The sequence below is a fragment of the Paenibacillus sp. Y660 genome, assembly GCF_057221575.1.
The window spans coordinates 1-23,632 of sequence record NZ_JBXBBJ010000041.1 but is presented as its reverse complement, the minus strand read 5'-3'; the positions used below and the strand labels follow the sequence as shown (position 1 = coordinate 23,632).

At 50.7% G+C, this 23,632-nt stretch carries 16 protein-coding genes, 7 tRNA genes and 4 pseudogenes; 5 read left to right on the top strand and 22 right to left on the bottom strand.

Annotation, left to right across the window (positions count from 1 at the left end; all coding sequences use genetic code 11):
• Positions 1 to 648: 648 nt before the first annotated feature.
• Positions 649 to 780 (bottom strand): annotated as a pseudogene (locus tag AC2TDN_RS24955) (YunC family protein); the annotation flags it as partial.
• Between the two features lie 157 nt (positions 781 to 937).
• Here AC2TDN_RS24955 and AC2TDN_RS24950 point away from each other — a divergent pair.
• The gene (locus AC2TDN_RS24950) at positions 938 to 1,432 is read left to right on the top strand and encodes a hypothetical protein (RefSeq protein WP_484690545.1); all 495 of its coding nucleotides are present in this window, start codon (positions 938 to 940) and stop codon (positions 1,430 to 1,432) included.
• A gap of 55 nt (positions 1,433 to 1,487) precedes the next feature.
• Here AC2TDN_RS24950 and AC2TDN_RS24945 read toward each other — a convergent pair whose 3' ends face one another.
• Positions 1,488 to 3,392, bottom strand: a complete 1,905-nt coding sequence (locus AC2TDN_RS24945; RefSeq protein WP_482069577.1) for a putative bifunctional diguanylate cyclase/phosphodiesterase — start codon at positions 3,390 to 3,392, stop codon at positions 1,488 to 1,490.
• A 164-nt stretch (positions 3,393 to 3,556) separates the two neighbouring features.
• A complete protein-coding gene (locus AC2TDN_RS24940; protein WP_482069576.1) occupies positions 3,557 to 3,931 on the bottom strand; it encodes a DUF423 domain-containing protein in 375 nt (124 codons plus the stop codon).
• 64 nt (positions 3,932 to 3,995) lie between these two features.
• Between AC2TDN_RS24940 and AC2TDN_RS24935 the strand changes: the two genes are divergently transcribed.
• A complete protein-coding gene (locus AC2TDN_RS24935; protein ID WP_484690544.1) occupies positions 3,996 to 4,490 on the top strand; it encodes a hypothetical protein in 495 nt (164 codons plus the stop codon).
• 95 nt (positions 4,491 to 4,585) lie between these two features.
• Here AC2TDN_RS24935 and AC2TDN_RS24930 read toward each other — a convergent pair whose 3' ends face one another.
• Together AC2TDN_RS24930 and AC2TDN_RS24925 are read right to left on the bottom strand one after the other, a co-directional pair.
• Positions 4,586 to 7,678 carry an AAA family ATPase gene (locus AC2TDN_RS24930; protein ID WP_484690543.1) on the bottom strand — a complete coding sequence of 1,031 codons (3,093 nt, stop codon included), beginning with the start codon at positions 7,676 to 7,678 and terminating at the stop codon, positions 4,586 to 4,588.
• Positions 7,675 to 8,841, bottom strand: coding sequence for an exonuclease SbcCD subunit D (locus AC2TDN_RS24925; RefSeq protein WP_484690542.1), 1,167 nt, complete (start codon positions 8,839 to 8,841; stop codon positions 7,675 to 7,677). The genes AC2TDN_RS24930 and AC2TDN_RS24925 overlap by 4 nt, the downstream gene beginning before the upstream one ends.
• 213 nt (positions 8,842 to 9,054) lie before the next feature.
• Between AC2TDN_RS24925 and AC2TDN_RS24920 the strand changes: the two genes are divergently transcribed.
• The gene (locus AC2TDN_RS24920) at positions 9,055 to 10,299 is read left to right on the top strand and encodes an MFS transporter (protein WP_482069572.1); all 1,245 of its coding nucleotides are present in this window, start codon (positions 9,055 to 9,057) and stop codon (positions 10,297 to 10,299) included.
• A gap of 102 nt (positions 10,300 to 10,401) precedes the next feature.
• Here the strand turns inward: AC2TDN_RS24920 and ald are convergent.
• Positions 10,402 to 11,260: pseudogene (gene ald, locus AC2TDN_RS24915) on the bottom strand (alanine dehydrogenase); the annotation flags it as partial.
• A 62-nt stretch (positions 11,261 to 11,322) separates the two neighbouring features.
• On the opposite strand from ald, the pseudogene AC2TDN_RS24910 reads away from it, so the two are divergent.
• Positions 11,323 to 12,423: pseudogene (locus tag AC2TDN_RS24910) on the top strand (PucR family transcriptional regulator ligand-binding domain-containing protein).
• Here the strand turns inward: AC2TDN_RS24910 and AC2TDN_RS24905 are convergent.
• The 8 genes and pseudogenes from AC2TDN_RS24905 to AC2TDN_RS24870 form a co-directional block, all read right to left on the bottom strand.
• A complete protein-coding gene (locus AC2TDN_RS24905; RefSeq protein ID WP_484690541.1) occupies positions 12,420 to 12,632 on the bottom strand; it encodes a hypothetical protein in 213 nt (70 codons plus the stop codon). The pseudogene AC2TDN_RS24910 and the gene AC2TDN_RS24905 sit on opposite strands and share 4 nt — an antisense overlap.
• A gap of 21 nt (positions 12,633 to 12,653) precedes the next feature.
• The gene (gene hydA, locus AC2TDN_RS24900; RefSeq protein ID WP_484690540.1) at positions 12,654 to 14,108 is read right to left on the bottom strand and encodes a dihydropyrimidinase; all 1,455 of its coding nucleotides are present in this window, start codon (positions 14,106 to 14,108) and stop codon (positions 12,654 to 12,656) included.
• A gap of 1 nt (position 14,109) precedes the next feature.
• Positions 14,110 to 15,414 (bottom strand): NAD-dependent dihydropyrimidine dehydrogenase subunit PreA, encoded by a 1,305-nt coding sequence (gene preA / locus AC2TDN_RS24895; protein WP_484690539.1) that lies wholly within the window; start codon positions 15,412 to 15,414, stop codon positions 14,110 to 14,112.
• Positions 15,407 to 16,774: an NAD(P)-dependent oxidoreductase gene (locus tag AC2TDN_RS24890; RefSeq protein ID WP_484690547.1), complete on the bottom strand. Its 1,368-nt coding sequence runs from the start codon at positions 16,772 to 16,774 to the stop codon at positions 15,407 to 15,409. Before AC2TDN_RS24890 ends, preA begins: the two co-directional genes overlap by 8 nt.
• A 141-nt stretch (positions 16,775 to 16,915) precedes the next feature.
• Positions 16,916 to 17,191, bottom strand: a pseudogene (locus AC2TDN_RS24885) (nitrilase-related carbon-nitrogen hydrolase); the annotation flags it as partial.
• Complete coding sequence (locus AC2TDN_RS24880) at positions 17,188 to 18,462, bottom strand: M20 family metallo-hydrolase (RefSeq protein ID WP_484690538.1); 1,275 nt, start codon at positions 18,460 to 18,462, stop codon at positions 17,188 to 17,190. The gene AC2TDN_RS24880 and the pseudogene AC2TDN_RS24885, both read right to left, overlap by 4 nt.
• Positions 18,463 to 18,479: 17 nt before the next feature.
• The gene (locus tag AC2TDN_RS24875) at positions 18,480 to 19,841 is read right to left on the bottom strand and encodes an aminotransferase (RefSeq protein ID WP_484690537.1); all 1,362 of its coding nucleotides are present in this window, start codon (positions 19,839 to 19,841) and stop codon (positions 18,480 to 18,482) included.
• A gap of 92 nt (positions 19,842 to 19,933) precedes the next feature.
• A complete protein-coding gene (locus AC2TDN_RS24870) occupies positions 19,934 to 20,431 on the bottom strand; it encodes an ABC transporter substrate-binding protein (protein WP_484690536.1) in 498 nt (165 codons plus the stop codon).
• A 246-nt stretch (positions 20,432 to 20,677) separates the two neighbouring features.
• Here AC2TDN_RS24870 and yhbH point away from each other — a divergent pair, with 246 nt between their 5' ends.
• Positions 20,678 to 21,832 (top strand): sporulation protein YhbH, encoded by a 1,155-nt coding sequence (yhbH, locus tag AC2TDN_RS24865; protein WP_053377346.1) that lies wholly within the window; start codon positions 20,678 to 20,680, stop codon positions 21,830 to 21,832.
• Positions 21,833 to 21,905: 73 nt separating this feature from the next.
• On the opposite strand, the gene pdaA is transcribed toward yhbH, so the two are convergent.
• The 8 genes from pdaA to AC2TDN_RS24825 form a co-directional block, all read right to left on the bottom strand.
• Positions 21,906 to 22,706: a delta-lactam-biosynthetic de-N-acetylase gene (gene pdaA, locus AC2TDN_RS24860; protein ID WP_484690546.1), complete on the bottom strand. Its 801-nt coding sequence runs from the start codon at positions 22,704 to 22,706 to the stop codon at positions 21,906 to 21,908.
• 132 nt (positions 22,707 to 22,838) lie between these two features.
• Positions 22,839 to 22,915 (bottom strand) — tRNA-Pro (locus tag AC2TDN_RS24855).
• An 8-nt stretch (positions 22,916 to 22,923) separates the two neighbouring features.
• Positions 22,924 to 22,999: transfer RNA gene (locus AC2TDN_RS24850), tRNA-Thr, on the bottom strand.
• 74 nt (positions 23,000 to 23,073) lie between these two features.
• A tRNA-Thr gene (locus AC2TDN_RS24845) sits at positions 23,074 to 23,149 on the bottom strand.
• A 74-nt stretch (positions 23,150 to 23,223) separates the two neighbouring features.
• Positions 23,224 to 23,299: transfer RNA gene (locus AC2TDN_RS24840), tRNA-Thr, on the bottom strand.
• Between the two features lie 28 nt (positions 23,300 to 23,327).
• Positions 23,328 to 23,404, bottom strand: a tRNA-Met gene (locus tag AC2TDN_RS24835).
• Between the two features lie 17 nt (positions 23,405 to 23,421).
• Positions 23,422 to 23,496: transfer RNA gene (locus AC2TDN_RS24830), tRNA-Glu, on the bottom strand.
• Between the two features lie 13 nt (positions 23,497 to 23,509).
• Positions 23,510 to 23,597 (bottom strand) — tRNA-Ser (locus AC2TDN_RS24825).
• Positions 23,598 to 23,632 lie beyond the last annotated feature (35 nt).

The window sequence follows — 23,632 nt, the reverse complement described above, 5'->3', positions numbered from 1 at the left end:
GGGATGGTGTATGCTAAAATCTAGCAATACCTGCCGATTCATCATTTCCACTTACATTTTTGGAAGTAGTCCCCTATGACATCGTGTATTAAGGCTCATTACTATGGACTTTCGAAATTCAGGATTAAAGTAATTTGCAAATTCAAGTGTTTAGGCGGTTTGTAATTTAGACGATCGCTTCTTTTCGTCGCCTTCCTTTTGATTCTCGACTCGGCTTTTGCTTCATCCGTTGCAGCCACTGGTCGTAGGGCTGCCACGTAATTTCGTCAACCATCTGCTCAGTTGCAACAGCGTGTGCTCGACTTTCGTCTCTAGCTTCACGAGCAAAAGCAAACAGAAGGCGATGAGCGCGATCCAATGCGGCTGAGTTGCGCGGGCGATATGGAAATCAGTCCCAGCTCAAAGCAAGTAAAGGTGAGGACAAAATGACAAAGAAGATGAACCGTGAACCTAAAATAATTATAACCGTTGTAGTATTTTTAGGAGAATTTGATCTTATAGATTAAATACATAGCAGAATTCTGGAAGAAATAGGGAAATGTAATTGAATCTTTTGGAATGTGTCGCGTTTGAAAAAATCAATGAAAGCTTGTCCTTATTGGGTTTATGGAGATATAGAGGGAGATTCCAATACTCCTAATTTCACCATATACTAAGCGCACCGCACATAATATATCCTTTGTCCGTCATAATGGCGAGCAAAGTTGTTTTGGGCAGCTTCACTTCAACGCCAAGAACTGTTTCCCCATTCTCCAGTGTAAAAGGAACCATTCGCATCATATAGGATCCACCCCCTTCGGTTCATGAATAAGAGGCATTGCATCATCATTATATGCAGAAATTTTTTTACAGTGTTGGATAAATGCTCATTAAAATGACTATATGAACGGCTAATTTAGTGGTATATTAGTACTATACCAACTCGACCGGAGGTCCTATGGAAAAACATCCCTCATCCCTTAATCAGTCATCATTTGTTTTCAATATTGAGGTGCTTGTTGAAGGAAAAAATGATGCTGCGGCGTTAGAGACACTTCTTCATACGTTAAATCAATCGGAATACGTCGATTTTCGCATATTATCGGGCATTAAGCTCGGTATGATCATTGATGAGCGGAAGCAGAACGCAGCAATCACACAAGACATCCCTGTTCAAGCTGACAGCAACGAAGTGAAATCCTATCCAAAAGACGTAGACAAGCCTGACCCGCCTTCCTTCGAGACTTTAAGCTATTTTGACAAAATAAGAGCAATCATGAAAAACAACACTTTGATCAGGCTGATCGTAAACAAAGGGCTTGGCATCAAGCTCAGCATACCTTGCAGAATCATTAATATGGATGAAGCCGAATATATCATTACAGTCTATCATGTAGACGAAAAGCAGGTTTATACGTTCCGTTTAAATGAAATTGAAGATTTCTCCTATTAGCACGCATTAAAAAAACCGTTCGAATGACTGTCTAATAGCAGTCTAGGAACGGTTTTTATATGTTTCCGGGTGTAAGCATGAGTTCGATACTGTCGCTCGTTACAGGTGGACTCCAGAAGTAGCCCTGCATTTCATCGCATTTGTGCTTTCTCAAAAACTCCATCTGGCCTTCTGTCTCCACGCCTTCAGCAATGACCTGTATGTTCAAATTATGTGCCATTGCGATAATGGCTGCAACGATCTCCGCATCGTTTGGATCCTGCTGAATATCCCGAACGAAGGATCGATCAATTTTCAAACGGTCAATCGGAAAGTTTTTTAAATAATGAAATGAACTATAGCCAGTGCCAAAATCATCCACGCTAATATTGACGCCGAGGTCGGTTAAATCCAGCAAGCATCGAGACACATGGCTAACATCCATCGTCATCGACTCCGTTATTTCCAGATCCAAATATTTAGCATCCATGCCTGTTTTCTCCAGCACGGCAAATACTTTGCTTGCTAGATCATTTTGAACGAATTGTCTAATGGACAAGTTGACAGATACCGGAATTGGCGGCAGCCCTGCGTCTTGCCAAGCTTTGTTCTGACGGCATGCCTCTTCAAGCACCCAGTCGCCAATCTGAACGATCATCCCGCTTTCTTCCGCTAGAGGAATAAAGTCACCTGGCGGTATCATCCCTTTGAGCGGGTGATTCCATCGTACTAGCGCCTCTACTCCAACCATCGTTCCAGAAACCAAATCATATTGCGGCTGATAATGTAAAATAAATTCATTGCGCTGTATGGCCCGGTACATTTCATGCTGCAGCGTAAGGCGTTCAAACGATGAATTGCTCCAGCTCTCCGAATAGAGCAGACAATCATTTTTACCGCTTTCCTTCACCTTAACAAGCGCCATATCGGCTTTCTTGATTAGCGCGTAGCTGTCGTCATCCTCGTTGCTGTTCGTAACTGAACCAATGCTCGCTGTAATATGTAAAGGAAAACCGCTTAGCTCATATGGCTCTTCAATCGATTTAAGCAGCTGCTTCGACAGCTCAAGCAAATGCTTCTCAGACTTTACATTGCAATACAATAAAGCGTATTCATCACCTTCCATGCGAGCGGCAAAATCGTTGTCGGAAAGGTTTCTATTTAAACGCTCGGCAACCTGCATAAGAAGAATATCGCCAAATTCGCGCCCAAAGGATGCATTGACGAGCTTAAATCGGTCCAGATCCAGATAACAGATGCCGACTACCCGTTCTTCTTCCTTAGCCCTAACCAGCGTCTCAGTCAGCTTCATCTGAAACAATGTCCGATTCGGCAAGCCTGTCATATCATCGTAATAGGCCATGTAGCGAATCCGTTCAACGTTCCGTTTTCGGTCGCTTAAATCCTGACTGATCAAAACGGTGCCGATAACCTCATTATCCTGCAGCATCGGAGAGCAGGTCACTTGAAGCTCTAAAGGAAACCCGGAGCCATGCGTGATATTAATGTTCGTCTGCTTCGTTTCTCCAAGCCAAGCATGCCCCAGCGAATCAAGCAGCGACTGGCGGCTGCCGGGCTCGACTATCCGAGATATCGGCTCCCCTAAAAGCTCGGAGCGCTGATAGCCAAGCGTACGGCTAGACGCCTCGTTCATCTCCATAATGATGCCGCTTCTATTCAATATAGCAAGCGGTACCGCATCGGAACGAAGCAAGGTTTCTACGATGGCCGTATGATAGTTTTGAAAACTGATCGACTCATTGCGTTTTATATAAACAATTATTGCGGTTACGAGTAACGATGCAGCGATGGCTGTAGCCGTCCACTTGTACATCGGATTAGAGATCAACAATAAAGCTACCACGATCCAAACCGATGCAAGAGCTGCAAGCAGGCAGCTTATAATCAAAGGTCCGCTCGTTGATTGCTTGAGCTTAAGTCGCTTGTTGCTTTCAGGAAAACCATCCATCCGTTTCGTCACGCACAAACCTCCTTCCTCTTTTTCGAGTCAAGTGAGTGTTCGCTTTATTATAAACGATGTAATCGATCTGGTATAGAAATATTTACTAAAGTAATCTGTTTCTTTGTTACATTACAGTATATTATGTCGGCAACTCGAAATATGACATTTTTTTCAATTTCATTTTATGATTTTTTTAATGCTGCAACGATAACACATGCCCAGCCTGCAAGAATAGCAACGCCGCCAAAAGGGGTAATGATGCCTAGCTTGCTAAAGCCGCTGACTGCAAGTACATAGAGGCTTCCGCTAAAGAGTACGGTTCCGGCTACAATAAGCCGCCCCCCGTTCAATACTAGCTTGCTTGCGCCAATTTGCTTAGCGAATAATGCAATCAGCATTAATCCTAAAGCGCTGTACATATGATATCTTACACCCGTTTCGAAAACTTCTAGGTAATGCTCAGTCAACTGTTTTTCTAATCCGTGAGCACCGAATGCGCCGAGCGCGATCGCAAGCGCGGCATTAATGGCGCCAATTACAAAATATTTAGGAAACATGTTGTTTTCAATCCTTTCAAATTTGTGTATAATTTTACCGTAATTAGTAAAGGAGATGATAATTTTGGAAAATGACCTCAGCAATGGAACTAACCTTCCACCCGAGAACGACCCTTTTGCTTCAAGACCAGTCTTCTCTAACGAGCCTTCCACATTAGAAGGTCCAAAGAAGCAATCTGGACTTGGTATTGCATCCTTCATCATCGGTTTAATTTCAGTCGTTTTGCTTATTATTGCTATTGTATCAGGATCGTCGTTCGCTGATCAAATCGGGAGCACCACTCTGCCTGATCCGTCTGCGGATTCAGCCGCTTTTCAAGCGTCTATCGAAGAGCTGGGACCAGAGGTTCTCGCTTCTATGGTAATAGCCATCTTCTGCATCTTTGGCGCAGGCTTAATCTCGCTTGTAGGTCTTATTTTGGCTATCATCGGCGCCTTTTCGAGCAAACGCCGCAAATTATTCAGCGTAATTGGCATTGTGCTGAATGTTCTCGTTTTTGTTGGCGGAATTGGATTGTTTTTTGCAGGTGCTGCAGCAATTGCTGCTAACGTTACATAACTAACCTAAATCCACTGTGTTAAGCCAGTCTGCTTCAGCCTCCTTTGCGGAGCATGAAGCAGACATTATTTATTTCAACCGAAGTCAGATGATTATTATTTCACTGTTATTTTCGTACGGCTGAAGCCTTCCTTCGTTTTGTTGACTTCAAGGCAAGCAGGGAATGCATCTTTCAGCTCCTGCACATGAGAGATAACGCCGATCATTCTGCCCGCCTTCTGGAGATCGACGAGCGCCGCAATGGCTTTCTGCAGCGACTCCTCGTCTAACGAACCGAAGCCCTCGTCAATGAACATCATTTCAATCGTCACTCCGCCTAGATGAGACTGGATAACATCCGTCATTCCAAGCGCGAGGCAAAGCGAGGCGTTAAACTTCTCGCCGCCGGATAGCGTCTTCACATCGCGGTTTTGCCCCGTATAGGAGTCATAGACATCGAGTCCAAGACCGCTTTGCTTTCCTCGATTTTCGAGGCGATCGCTTCTCTGCAAGGAGAATTGCCCATTCGACAGATCGCGAAGACGAGCGTTGGCGGCGAACAGAATTTGCTCCAAAAATTCGATTAGAATATAACGCTCGAACGATATTTTGAGCGCGTTATCCCCCTTTAGCATTTGGAATATGTCCATAACTTCCTCAAGCTTCGCCTCAAGGCTCTTCACCTGCTCATTTGCCCCTCTGATTGAAGCTGACAGGCGCTGTGCTGCTTGAGCAGTACGAAGAGCGGTTTGAGCGGCCGCAATCATCTGCTCCAGTTGCAGCTTCAATGCGTCCAGCTGACCCTTCAGCAGCACAATATCGACTTTAGGCTTTCCAACAAGCTCAGCCTGCAGCTCCACGATCTGCTGCGTCAACAATGAAACTGCCGTTCGATAAGCTGAAATATCGTCTCGAAGCAGCTCCCTTGCTTCTTCAGTCAATGCTGCTTCACGATATTGCTGAACCGTTCCAAAGCCTGCCTTCGCAAGCTCCTCGATCAGCCGCTGCTCGGCAAGCAGCTTATTGCTCTCTGCCTCCTCTTGCTGAAGCACGGCCTGAACCGCGTATGCCTTCTGCTCAGCCAGCTTTGCGGTCATGTTTTGAAGCTGCTCCTGAACAGCCTTCCACGCAGCACTCAAGCGGCTGGTGACAGCTTGCTGTTCATTCAGCTTGGCATTCAGCTTATCCGGCGAACGCAGCGAATCCGGAATACGCTCCAGCTCCTTCTGCATCGCTGATTGCTGCGATGCTCGCTCAATGCTAAGCCGCTGCATCTCCTGCTGAAGCTGCTCCTTGGCCTGAAGCTGCTGCTCAAGAAGCTGCTCCTGCTGCTCGATTTGCAGCTTGAGCTCCGGCAACTGCTTGGCCTGAAGCGACAGCTTATCCGTTTGCTCCTTTAGAGCGCGCCATTGCTGCTGCAGCTGCGTTCTTTGCTCCTCCAGCGCAACAGCCTGCAAACCGAACTCCGCCAGCTCTCTGGCGCCTTCCTCGAGGTTCGCACTTGCTGCCGCCATTTGCGCGCGTGCTTCCAGCCATTCGCGCTCCACGGCGCTTAGCTGCGCCTTCGCCTCCTGCAGCCGCTCCCGCGATGGCACCTCAGCGGTTGTAACCGCCTTACCCGGATGCTCCTCGCTTCCGCATACGGGACATGGCTTGCCATTATGCAGATGGGCAGCAAGCAGCGCAGCTTGCCCCTCGATCCAAGATGTCTCAAGCTGCTCATGCTCCTGCTTGGCTTTGGCAAGCGACTCCGCGAACTCCCTCTCATGCTGGGCAATACGTGACATTTCCTTCTCTACATCTACTAAACGCTTGAGCTGCTTCCCTTGCTGCTCGATCAAACGCAGCTTGTCCTGCATATCGGTCAATTCAACCGTATCCTGTTCAATTTGTTTGACCTTAAGCTGTGAAGCTTGCTTCGCATCACGAAGCTGCGCAAGCGCGGCCTCACCTGCCTGCAGCTTATCGCTGGAGCTCTTCTCCGTTTGGATCAGCTTGTCAATCGCCAGCTTCTGGCTTGCCAGCGTCTTTACTATCGGCACCATCTCTGTTAGACTGCTCAGCTCGCGCTCGGCTTCGCGCCGCTCCTCCTCGCGCTGTTCCTCTGCCGCGTAACGCTCGGCAGCTAGCGCTTGCTCGCGCTCGGCTGTCAGCAGCTCGTCTTGCCTTGCAGCAAGCTGATTCCGCCTCACAATCGCATCAGCGCTTGCCCGCTCGGCCTGCTCCATATACGGCGCCAATTGCGACGCCTTCTCTGCAAGCGCAAGCTGCTGCTCCTTCACCGCATAATCAGCCTTCTTTGCATCCAGTTGCTCCTGCTGCACCCGCTTTCGATCATATTCCTCATGCTTGCTGTTAAGCGTAATTGCTGAACGCAGCTGGGCTTCCTGTGATTCAAGCTGAGCCGCCAGCGCTTCCTTCTGCGCCGCCGCTTGATCTGCCAGCTTTCTATAGAAGTCAAACTCAAGCTCAAGCGCTTCCGTCATCTGCGTTGGACTATATATTTCCTGCTGTAATACGCGGGAGAGCTCGCTATCCGCCCGTTCCGGGAGCGCCTCCTGCACTTGCTTCATATAAACATTCATCGTCGCTTTTGCTTCCTTGAGCTGGTCCTGCAAGCTGCGATTTTTCAATTGAAAACGGCTCTCCAGCCGTTCATAAAGCTCCGTGCGAAAAATCCGCCGTAAAATTTCTTCCTTGTTATCCGTATCTGACGTCAGCAGCCTGCGAAATTCACCCTGCGGCAGCATGACGATCTGGCTGAATTGCTCCTTCGTCAGCCCAATAATTTGCTCGAGCTTCGCATTCACGTCGGAGAGTATAAACCGATCCACCGCCGGAATCGCCTCGCCGCTAGTCGTTTCATATAATTCGGCTTTGCCGCCCGTTTCGCTTTTGTTTCCACCCTTGCGATGAGGCATTTGTCTAATGACCGAATAGTTTCTGCGGCCTACTGCAAAATCAAAAATGACGGCCGTATGCGTATCCTCAGCTGCAAAATGGCTCCGCAGCATTCGCGGGTCCGAGCGGTCCTCGCCGCTTGCCGTTCCATAGAAGGCGAAGCAAATCGCATCGAATATGGACGTTTTTCCAGCACCCGTATTCCCCGAAATAACGAACAAACGGCGATCCTCGAGCAGGCTGAAATCGATCGTTTCCGTATCGCGATAGGACCCGAAAGCAGTCATGGTTAGCTTAATCGGTCTCATAGCGCCCCTCCTTCCTCGCGCAGAAGCTCTGCATACGTATCTGCAAACAACGCTTTTTTGGCGTCCGTAAGCGGCTGTCCTTTGACCTCATGATAAAAGGCGGCAAAGAGCTCAACCGGATCGGCTTCTCGTCTTCCCGTGCTGCTCCCCGCTTCCGCTGCGCCATCCGCGCTCATGCTGAGCGCTTGGCGACGGTCGACGTGAAGCGCATTCGGATAGACTGCACGCACCTTCTCCATCGGGAAAAGAACGGGATTGTCATTAAGCAGCGTTACGAATACATAATCCTCATTGACCGGATGCTTCTCCAGCTCTTCTATCGAAGCAGCTACCCGGCGCATATTGCGCAGCGGCTGAAGCTCTCGCTTCTCAATCGCTGCGCCGCCTGCCTCATCCAGCTCAATTACGAGATACCCTTTGACATGGTTTTCCTCAGAAATCGAATATTTGAGCGGCGATCCGGCATATCTTATCGTATTGTCCTTAACGAAATGCGCCTGATGCAAATGGCCGAGCGCCGTATAATGAAACTTCTCAAAATAAGCCGCACTCACATGCTCGGCTCCGCCAACCGACAAGGGCCGTTCTGAGTCGCTCGTATTAAGCTCCGGCTCCCCTGTTGCCGTCACGAAGGCATGCCCGATGAACACATGTCTAGCATTTGGATTCATGCTCGCCGTAAACTTCTCTGTAATGACGCGCATCGCATCATCATGGGTACGTATCGAATCATCCCCTAGCTGATAACGAGCTTGAGCGGGATCAACGTATGGAACAAGATGGAAATGCACCTCTCCATATGTATCGTGCAGCACAACAGGCATTAAATCCTGCTTCAGCTGTCCAACGAGATAAAGACCTCTCTTTTCCATCAATTTTGTACCAAAATTAATGCGGTCGGGGCTGTCATGATTGCCTGAAATCGCCAGCACCGGCGTATTTAAATCAATGACGATATGTGCTAACAGCTCGTCGAGCAGTTCAACCGCTTCAGTCGGCGGCACTGCGCGATCATAGAGATCACCTGCAATAATAACGGCATCCGGCCGCTCCGTTTCAATCGCTTGCAGCAGCTGCTGCAGCACATAACGCTGGTCTTCCGTCATATATACGCCTTGAACAAGCTTGCCTAAATGCCAGTCCGCGGTATGAAATAGCTTCATTCGTCCCAAAACTCCCTTCCTAGCTCATCAAAAAGCCAGCCTATCATTCTATCATTTATATTACCATTCGTGCCGGCACAACGCATCGTTTACTGCATTCTCCTCAGCCTCAAGTCTTGCGCTGCACGAGGATTGGCGTTAAAGTTAAAAACAGCCTTATCGTCTATCAATTGCTTTTATCATTATAGTCACTATTATGGAGGTCAACAAACCGTGTCTCGCTTAACTTCCACTTTATCCAAAAACTACATCCTGCTGCTCATCGTCGTTTTTGGCGGTTTTCTCGTTTTTGGCTTCTCAGAAAATATTAAAGGACCTGCTCTCCCAAGGATGCAGGCTGATTTAAAGCTTGACGAGCTGCAGGTCGGCATTCTGCTTGCGTTTAACTCCCTCGGCTATCTGCTTGCGTGCAGCTTTACCGGCTGGCTTACTCGCAAGGCAGGCATGAAGCTGACGCTCGCACTAGCTTTTGGCTCCATGGCGTTATCGGGTGTGTGCATATATTTTGCAGCCAACTATACATCTCTTTCTTCTGCGTATTTCCTTATGTATGTCGGCAACGGGATACTCGAAATCGGTCTCGCCATACTGGCAGCTCGCATCTTTATCAAAAATACGGGCACAATGATGAACCTCGCGCACTTCTTTTATGGACTAAGCTCGACCTTCGCGCCAATTATCGCTGCATCATTAATGGGTGTAGATATATTCGGCTCCGCACTCGGCTGGCGCGGGATGTATATGCTGATGCTTGCTCTTTCGATACTGCCGATGCTGCCTGGACTTTTCGCACGGTATTCAGGCGATGAAGAGCGGCATGAAGAACGAATCTCATTGAAGGAATTTGCACGTGATAAAATGGCGTGGCTCATCGTCGCGGTGCTGTCTTTCGGCGTTATATCCGAGCTTGCCGTCGGCGGCTGGCTCGTAAACTTTCTCGAGAAAGCTTATGGCTGGAGCGGCGATGCGTCGGCCAAAATGCTTTCCGCGTTTTTCTTCTGCTTCATGCTTGCGCGGCTTGTCCTTGGACCCGTCATCGACAAAATCGGCTATACGAAATCACTTATCCTCCTATCGGCTTTCTCCGGTCTATGCTCGATAGGAGCGATTGTGATAGGCGAGCCTGGCGCTTTTCTATTTGCTTTAGCCGGCGTCGGTATCGCACCTATCTATCCGACCGTAATGGCGCTGCTGGCTAAGCGCTATCCTAACAACGCCGATACCGCCATCACGTTTACTGTAACGTTGATGGGCATCGCCAGCGTGATCGGCAACCTATTGATAGGCGCTATTACAGACTGGACGAAGCGGCTGTTTGCCGGCAGCGGAGATGCACAAGCAAGCCTAATCGCAGGGCTGCAAGCCGGCTATTTGTTCATTGGCCTATGCGCGCTGCTCTGTGCCGCTACCTCGCTAGTGCTATTCCGCAAGCTGAGGCGTGTTAATCAAGTATTATAGCGCTAAACGAATTCAAATTCTAAGTCTAAGCGTAAGCAAACAAGCCCCGAAATCAATGTTCTCCACTTGATTTCGGGGCTTGTTCGTTTGAGGACACTTCTGTTAAGCAGATATAGACGATAAGCATTCATTCAGCTCCGTATGCCTCATGTCATGGGCTTTGGCAACGGCGGCGTACGTCACGCAGCGAGACAGCGTATTAATGCCGCTGCGCAGTGCGGGATAAGCGCTCACCGCATCCTTCAGGCCAAGATTCGCAAGCGCAAGCACATAGGGCATCGTTGCGTTCGTAAGCGCCGCGGTCGCTGTCTCCGGCACCGCTCCAGGCATATTGGCTACGGCATAATGCAATACGCCGTGCTTCTCGAACACCGGCGCCGCATGCGTCGTAATCCGGTCGATCGTCTCGAAGATGCCGCCTTGATCAATCGCCACATCGAGGATGACCGAGCCGCTTCCCATCGCCCGAACAGCCTCCTCTGCAACCAGCTTTGGCGCACGCGCGCCTGGAATGAGCACCGCTCCGATGACGAGATCCGAGGCGGCAACGGCTTCGGCCAGCTGCAGCTTCGTCGAAGCGAGCGTATGCGCCTTGCCGCCGAACCGTTCATCCAAGTAGCGGAGCCTGCTCGCATCCGTATCGAGAATCGTGACGTCAGCACCAAGCCCAATCGCGATTTGTGCCGCCCCAGTTCCGACAACACCGCCACCAATGATCGCTACACGCCCCTTTCGGACGCCGGGTACGCCTCCCAGTAGCAGCCCTTTTCCGCCATTCGTTTTCTCCAGAAACTGAGCGCCAAGCTGCGCCGCCATTCTTCCGGCAGTCGCTCATGGGCGTCAGCAGCGGCAATTGCCCGCCGGCTAGCTGCACCGTCTCATACGCAATCGCCGTTACCTTATGCCGGACTAGCGCCTCCGTCAGCTCCGGCTCGGCAGCCAGATGGAGATACGTAAACAAATGGGGCGGAAGCCTTCGCCAGCGAGGAGGCGCTGAACCGCATCGTAAAATGGGTTCATATTATGGAAGCAACCCAAGTCGGCCATCTATTAAACGGTCATGAGCTTATCCTGTGCACCGGCATCGTCTGACATGATGATGAAGCGCTCAGCTTATTGTTTCTACAGCAGCTTATCGGCAGCGGCGCATCGGGCCTATGCATTGAGCTTGGCCTCTACACCAAGCAGCCGTTTGATAAGATGAAGGAGCTCGCGATACGCGAGAGCTTCCCCCTCATTTTTTTCCACGAAGAGGTCCGTTATATCGATATTACGCAGGATCTTCACGCCCACTTCATTCATCAGCATCATCGCATGGTATCCGAGCTTGAGACATTGTCTACCGAGCTAAATCAGCTGCTGCTCTCCGGCAAGGGCATGATGTCTCTTCTTCGGCTGCTTCACCAAACGAACGGCGCGCAGGTTGCCTTCTTCCCGCATGGCGCTGAGCCGCATTTTATCCCGCATATGCCAAGAGCCAAAGCCGACAGCTTTTATGAACAGTGGATTTATGGCAAAATGTTCGCCGAGCCGCAGCGAATGGTCGCCTATCGTCCGATATTAGCGCTTGACCACCTATTCGCCGATTTACTGCTGCAGAGCAAGCTGGAGCTGAGCGAATTTCAAATTTTAGCGTTGGATCGCGCAGCAACGGCCATTGCCCAGGAAATGATGCGAACCAAGTATATGGAAGAGCGGCGCCGCCATAAGGATGACCTCTGGTCGGTTGATTGGCTAAGCGGCAAGCATTCGACAAATGAGGTGCAAGACTACTTTCGCCCGCTTCGGCCAACTGCCAAGCTAACGGGCGTAGCAGTATGCCTTTTTGATTTTGGCGATCCATCCAAGACTTGGACCGGTAAGGACGATGGCAATCTGCTTATTCAGAAAAATATGGTCGCGCGCGCTATTTTTGAAGGAGAAGGCTTCCTGCTCCTGCCGCTGCATGACCATATCGTATTCATCGTGCTTGACCAACTGAGCGCCATCAAATTCAAGGAGCGCCTCATGCGAGCCATCCACAGGCTGCAAAAGACGGAGCTGCATCAGGAAGGAGCAAGAAAAACGGCTAACGATCGAGCTCGCGCTCCGGGCTTACGAATATGTGCATGCCCAATCGATTAGGAGCTGCCTGACTGCTTAAGGAGCAGATTGACAAAATATTTCCGGGCATCCGCCGTCTTCACGAGCAGCGTCGCATGGTCCCCGCCGGGATGCTTAAACTCCAGCAGGTCGCCGCTCAAACCTTCTGTAATGCCAGAAATGACATATTGCTGGCTGATATACGCATCGATTTTGTTTTTCTCTTCTGCATATTGCTCATAAGCGGACATGCCAATCCCCCTCCTTCATCGCTATTGAATCACCTTTGATGCGGGTGTGGATGCGGATGCGGATGCGGTTGCAGGTACTGCTTCGCCAACTGCCGCTGTATATGGCGTACGTTTCAAGTAACGTCCCGCCCCATAGCTGCCCACGAATTGCTGCTCCTGAATGACAAATTCGCCGCGCGACAACACGCTTACCGGAACGCCGGTCACCTGCATCCCTTCAAACGGATTATAGTCCACGTTCATATGATGCGTCTTCACGGAGAGCGTACGCTCGGCTAACGGATCGAAGATGACGATATCCGCATCGCTGCCCACGGCAATCGTCCCCTTCTGCGGGAACAGACCGAACAGCTTCGCATTTCGAGTCGATACGATATCAACGAATTGATTGAGCGTAATTCGCCCTTTGTTAACCCCTTCCGAGTAAAAGAGCGAGAAGCGGTCCTCAATGACGGGGCCGCCATTCGGAATTTTGCTGAAATCGCCAAGTCCAAGATCCTTTTGCCCGTCAAAGTTAAAGGAGCAATGATCCGAGCCGAGCGTTTGCAATTGACCGCTCTTCAGCGCATTCCAAAGCACCTCCTGATGGAATGGTTCACGAAGCGGCGGCGACCATACATATTTGGCTCCTTCAAAATCCGGCTTCTCCAAATGAGACTGATCGAGCACCAAATATTGCGGGCAGGTCTCGCCCCAAATATCGACGCCTTTATTTCTTGCTTCCGCAATTTGCTGCACAGCCTCCGCGCAGGTTACGTGTACAACGTAAAGTCTTGCACCAGCGAGCTCCGCCAGCTTCGCCGCGCGTCCGGTAGCTTCCCCTTCAACAATGGAAGGCCTTGTGAGCGCGTGATAAATCGGGTCGGTATTTCCTTCCGCGAGTGCTTTCTGAATGAGGAAATCGATAACGTCGCCATTTTCCGCATGCACCATGACCATCGCGCCAAGCTCCTTGGCAGCGAGAAGCGTCCGAAACAGTGTACCGTCATCCGCCTGAAATACGTTTTTGTACGCCATGAATACCTTCAAGGATGTAATGCCCTCTTCCTTGACAATCGCCGGAAGCTCCGCCAGCACTTCATCGTTTATTTCACCGATCATCAGATGAAAGCCGTAATCGATAACCGCTTTTCCATTCGACTTGTTATGCCACGCAGCAATCGATTCGCTCAGCGGCTTCCCCTTCGTCGTTAAGCAGAAATCGACGATTGTTGTCGTGCCGCCATATGCTGCCGCTCTAGTGCCAGTCGCAAAATCGTCAGCCGTAACCGTCCCGCCAAACGGCATTTCAAGATGGGTATGCGGATCAATGCCGCCAGGAAACACATATTTGCCTGCCGCATCGATTATTTCATCCGCCTCGCCAGTTAAGTCAAACCCGATTTTGGCGATAATGCCATCCTTAATAAGTACATCGGCTTTATACGTGTCAGCCGCCGTTACAATCGTCCCATTTTTAATGAGCCTCGCCGTCATGCTACACCGCCTCCTCTTTATCTGAATCGCTATCTTCCTTGCCTTTCCCTAGCGCCGCGATTGCCGCCTGCCGCTGATTCCAGCTAAGAGGCAGCTCCGTGGCGGGCACCTCTATCATCGATATCGCGCCCTCCACCGGACAAACGATCGAGCAAAGATTGCAGCCTACGCAATCCTCCTCGCGAACCATGAGATACGCTGCGCCATTTTCGTCCGTATGCCGCTCAATGCACTGATGTGAGGTATCCTCGCATGCAATATGGCATTTGTTGCACACAATGCATGTCTCTTGCTCAATTCGCGCAACTACCGCATAATTCAAGTCGAGATTGCCCCAGTCCGAGTAACGATCTACCGATTTGCCGATCAGCTCAGTGATGGATTTTAATCCCTTATCATCCAAATAATTGTTCAAGCCGTCGATCATATCCTCAACGATACTGAAGCCATGATGCATCGCAGCCGTGCACACCTGCACCCCAGTCGAGCCCATCAGCAAAAACTCAACCGCATCACGCCAGCTCGAAATGCCGCCGATGCCGGAGATCGGAACGCCGATTAACGGATTGCGCGCACATTCGGCAACCATATTCAGCGCGATTGGCTTAACGGCTGGCCCGCAATAGCCGCCATGCGCGCCTTTGCCGCCAACATGCGGAATCGTATTCCATGTGTCGATATCTACGCCCGCAAGCGAGTTGATCGTATTGATGAGCGATATCGCATCCGCTCCGCCGCGGACAGCGGCTTTGGCTGTTGCCGTGATATCGGTAATATTCGGCGTAAGCTTGACGATGACCGGCGTTCGCGCAGCCTCCTTGGCCCACATCGTCTGCATCTCAACCAGATCCGGCTGCTGTCCTGATGCCGCCCCCATCCCCCGTTCGGCCATGCCGTGCGGACAGCCGAAGTTCAGCTCCAGCCCGTCTACGCCGATATCCTCGACCTTTTTTACAATTTCATGCCATTTCTCGCGCTTTGGCTCGACCATCAACGAAACGACGACCGCATGGCCAGGAAACCTTTTTTTCGTTTCATATATTTCCTTCAGATTGATCTCAAGCGGCCGATCGGATATGAGCTCAATATTGTTGAAGCCCGCCACGCGCTGTCCATTGAAATGAACAGCGGCAAAACGAGACGATGTGTTGATGATCGGATCGCCAAGCGTCTTCCACACGGCACCGCCCCAGCCCGCTTCAAATGCGCGCTGCACCTGGTAGCCGGTATTCGTTGGCGGAGCGGATGCAAGCCAGAATGGATTTGGCGAAGATATGCCTGCCATTTGAATACGAAGATCAGCCATAACGTTCCCTCCTCGCGATTAGCGTATTGTAAATGGAAGAAGCGGCCAGCTTGCCCTGCTGTGCAGCGGAAACGACCATCGCTTCGCCTTGGCCTTCGCCAAAAATAACGTCTCCTGCCGCATAGATCCGGGGATTGGAGGTTTGATACGTCTCGGTATTCACCGTTACGATGCCGCGCTTATGGTCGACGCCAAGCTGCTCAATCAAAGGCATGTACCGCGTCTGCCCAATCGCCTTAATGACCGCATCCACCTCTAGCTCGAAGGTTGCGCCTTCTATGGGAACCGGTCTTTTTCTGCCGCCATCGCCTACTGCTTCAAGCCTCATCGCCACGCATTCAAGCGCTTTGACATTGCCGTCCGCATCACCGATAATTTTGCTTGGCGCGCTCAGCCAAACAAACTCCACGCCATCCTGCTTCGCGAATTCAAACTCAAAATCGTAAGCGGTCATTTCCTCTCTCGTCCTGCGGTAGACCATCTTCACGTTTGCCGCTCCGAGTCTCACCGAACAGGTTGCAGCATCAATTGCGGTATTTCCCGCTCCGATAACGGCAATGCGCTTGCCGATGAAATCAGTCGAAAGCTCTGTCTTAGTCGCTTCTACAAAATCAATTGCATCGTATACGCCTGTTAGCTGCTCGCCCTCGATGCCAAGATTCGGCACCTTGGACATGCCGATCGCCAGTACAATCGCATCATATTGATCAAGCAGATCAGCGACTTGGACATCGACGCCAACCCTCGTATTCGTCCGAATATCGACGCCGAGCTTCCTTACCTGCTCGACTTCCCAAAGCGATATGCTTTGCGGCAAACGGAACGATACGATGCCGTACGTATCGAGCCCTCCAGCCTGCTCCTTCGCTTCGAATATCGTGACGGCGAAGCCGAATCTCGCAAGCTCACGCGCCGCGGACAGCCCGGCTGGACCGCCGCCGATAATCGCGACAGACTTGCCGTTGCTTTGACCGGCTGCGAACAGATTTTGCTCATTCTTGATCGCCCAATCCGTCGCATAACGCTGCAAATTGCCGATCATGATCGGCTTGGATGAGTGATTCAGCACGCAAGCGCCCTCGCACAGCTCCTCCGTCGGGCAAACTCTTGAGCAGGTAGCGCCGACCGGATTCGCCTCCATAATGGCGCGCGCCGACCCTTTCATATTGCCTGATGCAATTTTTTTGATAAAAGAAGGGATGTTGATGCCGGTCGGGCATGCCTGGATGCAAGGCGCATCATAGCAGTACAGACATCGATTTGATTCCTCAATCGCTTCCTTCGGCCGCATCCCCGCCTTCGCCTCGGCAAAATTGCGCCTCAGCGAATCAACTGGAATAAACGCCGCATTAACCGTCATGCTCATGTCCATTCCCTCCTTATAAGCTCACGATATTGTCATACGTCTCCGGCCTGCGGTCGCGGTAAAATTGCCATACGTCCCTGACCTAGCGAATGAGCTCCTTATCGATCTCGCCAATGATGACCTCGTCTTGATCCTGACGACGCCAAGCTCTTTCGCCAGCTCTTGAAACAGCTTCGTTGTTGGCCCGTTCGGCACTTCCTCCGCAGCCGCATACCACTTCGTCTTCTGCTCGGAGCAGAAATAAGGCCCATAAAAGATTTCCTGCAACGAAATCATTTGAGCGCGCTTGGCCGCCGCCTCGCGAATAAGTCCAATATGCTTCTCAATCGCCGTCCGCTTATGTGCTTCTACCGATTCATCGCCATGCAAATCATTTGATGCTTGGATCAAGCCAATCTTTACGATGGTCATCTTCCAGCTTCCCCTTTCTGCATGCTCATCTGTCTAGCAGTTCGGTAGAGCAGCTCCGCTCCAAGCTCGATATCCTCAGGTGTTGAGTACTCCTTCGGATTGTGGCTGATCCCATCCTTGCAGCGGACAAAAATCATCCCGTAATCGCATACATAAGACATCGTTAGCGAATCATGAAAGGGGCCGCTCATCAGCTCCGGCGGCGCAATTCCCATTTCTGCTGCCTGCTCATGCATTATCGCTCTCAGCTCGCTCGCGCAATAGCGCGGATCGCTCCTCGTATCCTCGCGAATCGTATACGTTAAGCCATGGTCGAGGCAAGCAGCGTTTATGAGCGCAAGCAGTTGCTCCTCAAGCGCGTTTCTTCTAGCGAGATCGATATCCCGAAAGTCAACCGTGAAGCTCACCTTCTCCGGAATAATGTTCCGTGAATCCGGAAAGACCGAAAGGGAGCCAACCGTCCCGACCGTTGGTGCGCCATACTCCTGGGACGCCAGCTCATTGAGACCAACGATGACCTTCGCGCAGCCGACCAGCGCATCTTGGCGCATCGGCATCGGTACGGAGCCTGCATGCCCTGCGAAGCCCGTCATTTCAACCGTCCACCAGACGGGTCCTGATATGCCGCTTACGATGCCGATTGGCTCGCCTTGCGCTTCAAGCACCGGCCCTTGCTCAATATGCAGCTCCAAAAATGCGCCAATCCGGCCTTCTTGGAACGTATAGCTGCCAAACGCAGCAGGATCGCAGCCAAATGCCAGCAGCGCTTCCCTGCGGGTGATCCCGTTCTTATCCGTCCGATCAAGCTCGCCGTCCTCAAGCTTTCCTGTCATTCCTCTGACTCCGAATAATCCTTTGTTGAACCTGCAGCCCTCTTCATCGCAAAAAGCGACAACCTCGATATTGGCAGCCGGCTGAAAGCCTGCTTCCACCATCGTCTGAACCGCCTCTATTGCTCCCAGCACGCCAATAACGCCGTCAAACCTACCGCCATATGGCTGCGAATCAATATGAGAGCCAAGCATTAAGACCGGCGCTGTAGAATCAATTCCTGTCAACACGCCTATCAAATTGCCGAACGGATCGATGCGAGTTTCCATTCCCGCTTCAATCATCCAGCTCCGTACAAGCTCCACGCCTGCAAGGTCTTCCTTCGAGAGTGCAAGGCGGCATACGCCCGTATTTCCGATCTTCCCAATCTGCGCCAGCTCAGAAATGCGCTCGTGCAGCCGTTTCGCATTAATGCCTGCTATCGTTGTCTCCTTCATCATTGCCTTCTCCTCTCCCATCAGCTCTCGAAAACCTCCAGCAGCGTATCGGCAATAAATACGATTTCATCATCCGTCGTCGATAAAGGCGGACTAATCGTCAAAATATTCATAAAGCCCGGCACCGTATCGCCATTCTTGCTAATGAGAAGCCCTCTTTGCTTGCACCCAGATAAAATAGACGTTACTCTCACAGCAGTTGCCGGCTCCTTCGTTTGTTTATCCTCCACCAGCTCAATGCCGATCGCCGAGCCAAATATTCTTATTTCACCGACATTCGGATGCGCCTTAAGCGGCTTGATCCGGCTCAGCAGCTCTTTGCCTATATAGGCAGAGCGGCTTACGAGATTTTCCCGCTCCAAAATTTCAATGTTTTTCAGCGCTACTGCGCAGGAGACGGGATTGCCGCCGAAGGTGTTCACATGCCGGAAGTGGCTATCCGGTCCGCTTTCTTTGAAGCTCTCGTACATTTCAGCCGATACAGCAGTTGCCGATAAGGGGGAATAAGCGCTGGTCATCCCTTTCGCCATCGTCACGATATCCGGACGGACGCCGAAGTTGAGATGCCCAAACTTCTCGCCCGAACGGCCGAAGCCGCAAATGACCTCGTCGACGATGAGCAGCACGTCATGCTTATCGCAAATGGCACGCAGCTTCGCCAAATAATCTTCCGGTGGCACGATCATACCGCCGCCCGTTATGACCGGCTCGACGATGATGCCAGCGACCGAATCCGGTCCCTCCCAAATGATCGCGTCCTCGTAGGCTTTGGCGCATTGCGTCTCGCAGGCCCCCTTCGTTTGGCCGAAGGGACAACGGTAGCAATACGGGGGAGGCACATGGGTGAAGCCGACGCCAAGCGGCTCGTACTTCAACTTGCGCTGCGCTTGCCCCGTGGCGCCTAGTGCGCCCATGGAGTTGCCGTGATAAGCACGGTGACGCGAAATAAACTTATGCTTGGAAGGCTTCCCCCGCTGATGGTGATATTGGCGGCCGATTTTGAAAGCAACCTCGTTCGCGTCCGAGCCCGAGTTGGAGAAGAAGATGCGATACTCGCCCTCCAGCCATTCATTCAGCTTGGCAGCCAGCTCTATCGCAGGGACATGCGACTGAATGAGCGTGGAATAGGCAATCTTCTTCATTTGTTCGGCCGCCGCATCTGCTATTTCCGCTCGTCCGTGACCAACATTGACGCACCATAAGCCTGACATGCCATCCAAATAACGATTCCCATCCAGATCGGTAATCCAGCTGCCTTCTCCCGATACGATTACCATTGGATTGTCATTATGGGGAGAAATATGATGCCATAAATATTTGCGATCCTTCTCGAGCAGCTCTTCCTTTGCTTCCGTATTCATTGCTGCCTCATTCACGCCCATAGACTGCTTCTCCTCCTTCGCGGCTGCCGCTCATATCGTCGTAATGACCGCGGATGAGACCATCTGCGATCGTTATAGACTAGCGTATGCGCCTACTTGGCCGCATCTTCCAAAATTGTTTTGTCGACAGCTGCTGCCAGATCGGGAGCCTTCTTAATAAGCTCATATTTGAACGCAATATCGACGGTCCGCTGCACCGCCTCATCGACAAACCACCCTACCTGCGCCTCAGAGAACCCTTCCGGCTTCACTAGCTTCGCCATCTCCATCAGCATCGTCGTCTGATGCTCCTTCGTCGTGTTTCCCTCCGTTACGGCGCTCATTACGATATCAACCGATTCCGCTTGATTCGCAGTCGCGTAATTCCAGCCCTTCATCGTCGCTTTGATCGCTTTGACAGCCAGCTCGCGGTTGTTCTTGAGCCACTCGTCCTTCACGATCAGCGTGTCCTCCAGCATCCCGACGCCGGCATCCTCGAAATCATAAACGTACAAATCCTCTTCCTTCACGCCGCTTTCAAGCACGACATGGTATTCGTTGTAAATGGTAGAGACGGCAACATCCAGCTGCTTGTTAAAAAACTGATCCATCGTGAAATGGAATGGACCTAACTAAAAAATACATTATACAAAATGGTTAAAATTCCGTTGATTCATTTGACATAATGTCAAGTAGAGCTGACCAAGCTATTCGGTAGATTGCTAGAAATGGACTAATTTTCCTTCACATAACCGCTCCGCTCTTGAATATATTGAGTAACAGACAAGAAATAAGGAATCCGTATTTCAGGTATCTTGTTTGCTGAAGCGTGAATTTAATGGAATGAGGTGAGGGAAATGGAGTCAGAGCCGCTGTTTGTTGTATCCCGTGAGGATTGGTCGCTCCACCGCAAAGGCTATGAGGATCAAGCGCGACATCAGGAAAAGGTACACGAAGCAATTAAGCAAAACCTTCCCGATCTGGTTTCCGACGAAAGCATCGTTTTGTCCGATGGCAGGCGTACAATCAAAGTCCCCATTAAAAGTCTCGACGAATCCCACTTTATATACAACTACAACAAGAAGCAGCACGTCGGACAAGGCGATGGAGATTCACAGGTTGGCGATGTGCTGGGGGTCGATCCGCAAGCCGCCAAAGGACCGGGCAAAGGCCAGGACGCGGGCGATCAGCCAGGCGAGGACGTCGTCGATACCGAGATAAGCATCGACCAGCTGGAGGATATGCTTTTTGAGGAGCTGGAGCTTCCTAATCTGGAGCAAAAACAAAAGGATCAATTACAAACGACAGAAATTGTTTTTCACGATATCCGCAAAAAAGGCATTATGTCCAACATTGACAAAAAACGTACGTTGATCGAAAATCTTCGGCGCAACGCCAATGCAGGCAAATCCGGCATTGGCGGCATCTCGCCTGACGATCTTCGTTATAAAACGTGGAATGAAATTGTAAAGCCGCAATCGAATGCTGTTATTCTTGCCCTCATGGACACATCAGGAAGCATGGGGTCCTTTGAGAAATATTGTGCCCGCAGCTTCTTCTTCTGGATGACTCGTTTCCTGCGCCGCAAGTATGAGCATGTGGAGATCGTATTCATCGCGCATCATACGGAAGCCAAGGAGGTCACGGAGGAGGAGTTCTTCAACCGAGGTGAAAGCGGTGGCACCATTTGCTCCTCTGCATACCAGAAGGCGATCGAGGTCATCGACAGCCGGTATCCGACTTCTAATTGGAACATTTACCCGTTCCACTTCTCGGATGGCGACAATCTTACCTCGGATAACGAGCGCTGCGTGAAGCTGATCGGACAGCTTATGGAGCGAAGCAATATGTTCGGATACGGCGAGGTCAACCAATACAATCGAAGCAGCACATTGATGTCGGCGTATAAGCATATTAGCCACAAAAAATTTATGTACTCGGTCATTAAGGAGAAAGGCGAGGTTTATAAGGCGCTTAAAACGTTCTTCTCCAAACAAGTAAGCGGTGCATAACGAGCAAAACCCGCCCTGCAGCTCATGCGGCAAGGCGGGTTTTTCTGTCCAATTTCAGGCGCTTTAATCTACTTTATTGATTGTTCGCGCCAAGCTGATCCAAGCTTTTGAACTCGTAGCCTTGACGCCTTGCCTCGTCGATAATTCTGCCAAGCGCCTCCGTATTGTCTTTTGACACCGAATGCAGCAAAATGATCGCTCCAGGATGAAGCTGCTTAACCACCTCGCTATAAGCGAATTGGGAGCCACGCTGCGCATTCACATCCCAGTCCTTGTAAGCGACCGACCAGAATACGTTTATGTAGCCGAATTGTTTGCTTGCCGCAAGCACTCTTTCGTTAAAAATGCCTCTCGGCGGCCGAAGATATTTCATTTCCTTCTGTCCCGTAAGGACCTCTACCTGCTCCTTCACCTTGTCGAGCTCCGTCTTAATACTGCCCTCCGACAGCTGCGACATATCTGGATGGCTCCAAGAGTGATTGCCAATGATATGACCTTCCATAACCATTCGCTTTAAAAGCTCCGGCTGATCCTTTACATAATGTCCCGTAACGAAAAAAACAGCAGGCACATTTTTCTCCTTCAGCACATCAAGAATTCGAGGAGTAAAGCCGTTCTCATACCCGTTGTCGAATGTTAAAAAGAGCTCCTTTTTACTTGTATCTCCAAGAAACAGCGCGCCATGCTTCGTAATAATAGGCTTGAAGCCTTCCTCGTCTATAGATGGCAATCGGCCTTCCACGCTTTTCTTAAAACCAAAATGATACGCACCGGGCTGACCAAAAGCAGCAGAAGGAGTTAATAAGCTCCATGCCAGCACTGCGAACAGTACCATGAACTTCATAATAAGCCTCAACAGCAATGCCCTCCTTATTCGATTGATATATGACGCTGCGACGACATATTGCGTTTATATTTCCCGAAAAGGGCATAAAAAAACCGCTATTCTCCAAAGTCAATTAGACCTTGTAGATAGCGGTTTTATATGTATTTCATTGATTTAAAATGGTCGGGACGACACGATTTGAACATGCGACCCCCTGGTCCCAAACCAGGTGCTCTACCAAGCTGAGCTACGTCCCGAGAAAAGATGGTGCCGTCGAGAGGACTTGAACCCCCAACCTACTGATTACAAGTCAGTTGCTCTACCAGTTGAGCTACAACGGCACATCAATTATGTCCACCTATTAAAGGCGGTTTGTGATGCTGGTCTGGCTAAGCCAAGCTGCATCTTGGGAAAATGGTGCCGTCGAGAGGACTTGAACCCCCAACCTACTGATTACAAGTCAGTTGCTCTACCAGTTGAGCTACAACGGCATATCGATGATGTCCAGCGATTAAAGCGGTTTGTGATGCCTGTCTGGCTAGGCCAAGCTGCATCTTGGAAAAAATGGTGCCGTCGAGAGGACTTGAACCCCCAACCTACTGATTACAAGTCAGTTGCTCTACCAGTTGAGCTACAACGGCATATTCATGTGTAGATCATTAATTTAATTGGTTGCGGGGGCAGGATTTGAACCTGCGGCCTTCGGGTTATGAGCCCGACGAGCTACCGGGCTGCTCCACCCCGCGACGTTAATGAAAAAATATGGTGACCCGTAGGGGACTCGAACCCCTGTTACCTCCGTGAAAGGGAGGTGTCTTAACCACTTGACCAACGGGCCTTGAAAAATGGGACGGAGAGAGAGGGATTCGAACCCTCGCACCACTTACGCAGTCTAACCCCTTAGCAGAGGGTCCCCTTGAGCCACTTGGGTATCTCTCCAAATCTGGCTCCCCGAACAGGACTCGAACCTGTGA

What these genes read in the sequence shown, in the direction of transcription:
- AC2TDN_RS24950 (WP_484690545.1), top strand. Translation starts at nt 938, where the DNA reads ATGGAAAAACATCCCTCATCCCTTAATCAGTCATCATTTGTTTTCAAT.
- AC2TDN_RS24940 (WP_482069576.1), bottom strand. Translation starts at nt 3,931, where the DNA reads ATGTTTCCTAAATATTTTGTAATTGGCGCCATTAATGCCGCGCTTGCG.
- AC2TDN_RS24930 (WP_484690543.1), bottom strand. Translation starts at nt 7,678, where the DNA reads ATGAGACCGATTAAGCTAACCATGACTGCTTTCGGGTCCTATCGCGAT.
- AC2TDN_RS24925 (WP_484690542.1), bottom strand. Translation starts at nt 8,841, where the DNA reads ATGAAGCTATTTCATACCGCGGACTGGCATTTAGGCAAGCTTGTTCAA.
- AC2TDN_RS24905 (WP_484690541.1), bottom strand. Translation starts at nt 12,632, where the DNA reads ATGTCCGCTTATGAGCAATATGCAGAAGAGAAAAACAAAATCGATGCG.
- hydA (WP_484690540.1), bottom strand. Translation starts at nt 14,108, where the DNA reads ATGACGGCGAGGCTCATTAAAAATGGGACGATTGTAACGGCGGCTGAC.
- preA (WP_484690539.1), bottom strand. Translation starts at nt 15,414, where the DNA reads ATGGCTGATCTTCGTATTCAAATGGCAGGCATATCTTCGCCAAATCCA.
- AC2TDN_RS24890 (WP_484690547.1), bottom strand. Translation starts at nt 16,774, where the DNA reads ATGACGGTTAATGCGGCGTTTATTCCAGTTGATTCGCTGAGGCGCAAT.
- AC2TDN_RS24880 (WP_484690538.1), bottom strand. Translation starts at nt 18,462, where the DNA reads ATGATGAAGGAGACAACGATAGCAGGCATTAATGCGAAACGGCTGCAC.
- AC2TDN_RS24875 (WP_484690537.1), bottom strand. Translation starts at nt 19,841, where the DNA reads ATGGGCGTGAATGAGGCAGCAATGAATACGGAAGCAAAGGAAGAGCTG.
- AC2TDN_RS24870 (WP_484690536.1), bottom strand. Translation starts at nt 20,431, where the DNA reads ATGGATCAGTTTTTTAACAAGCAGCTGGATGTTGCCGTCTCTACCATT.
- yhbH (WP_053377346.1), top strand. Translation starts at nt 20,678, where the DNA reads ATGGAGTCAGAGCCGCTGTTTGTTGTATCCCGTGAGGATTGGTCGCTC.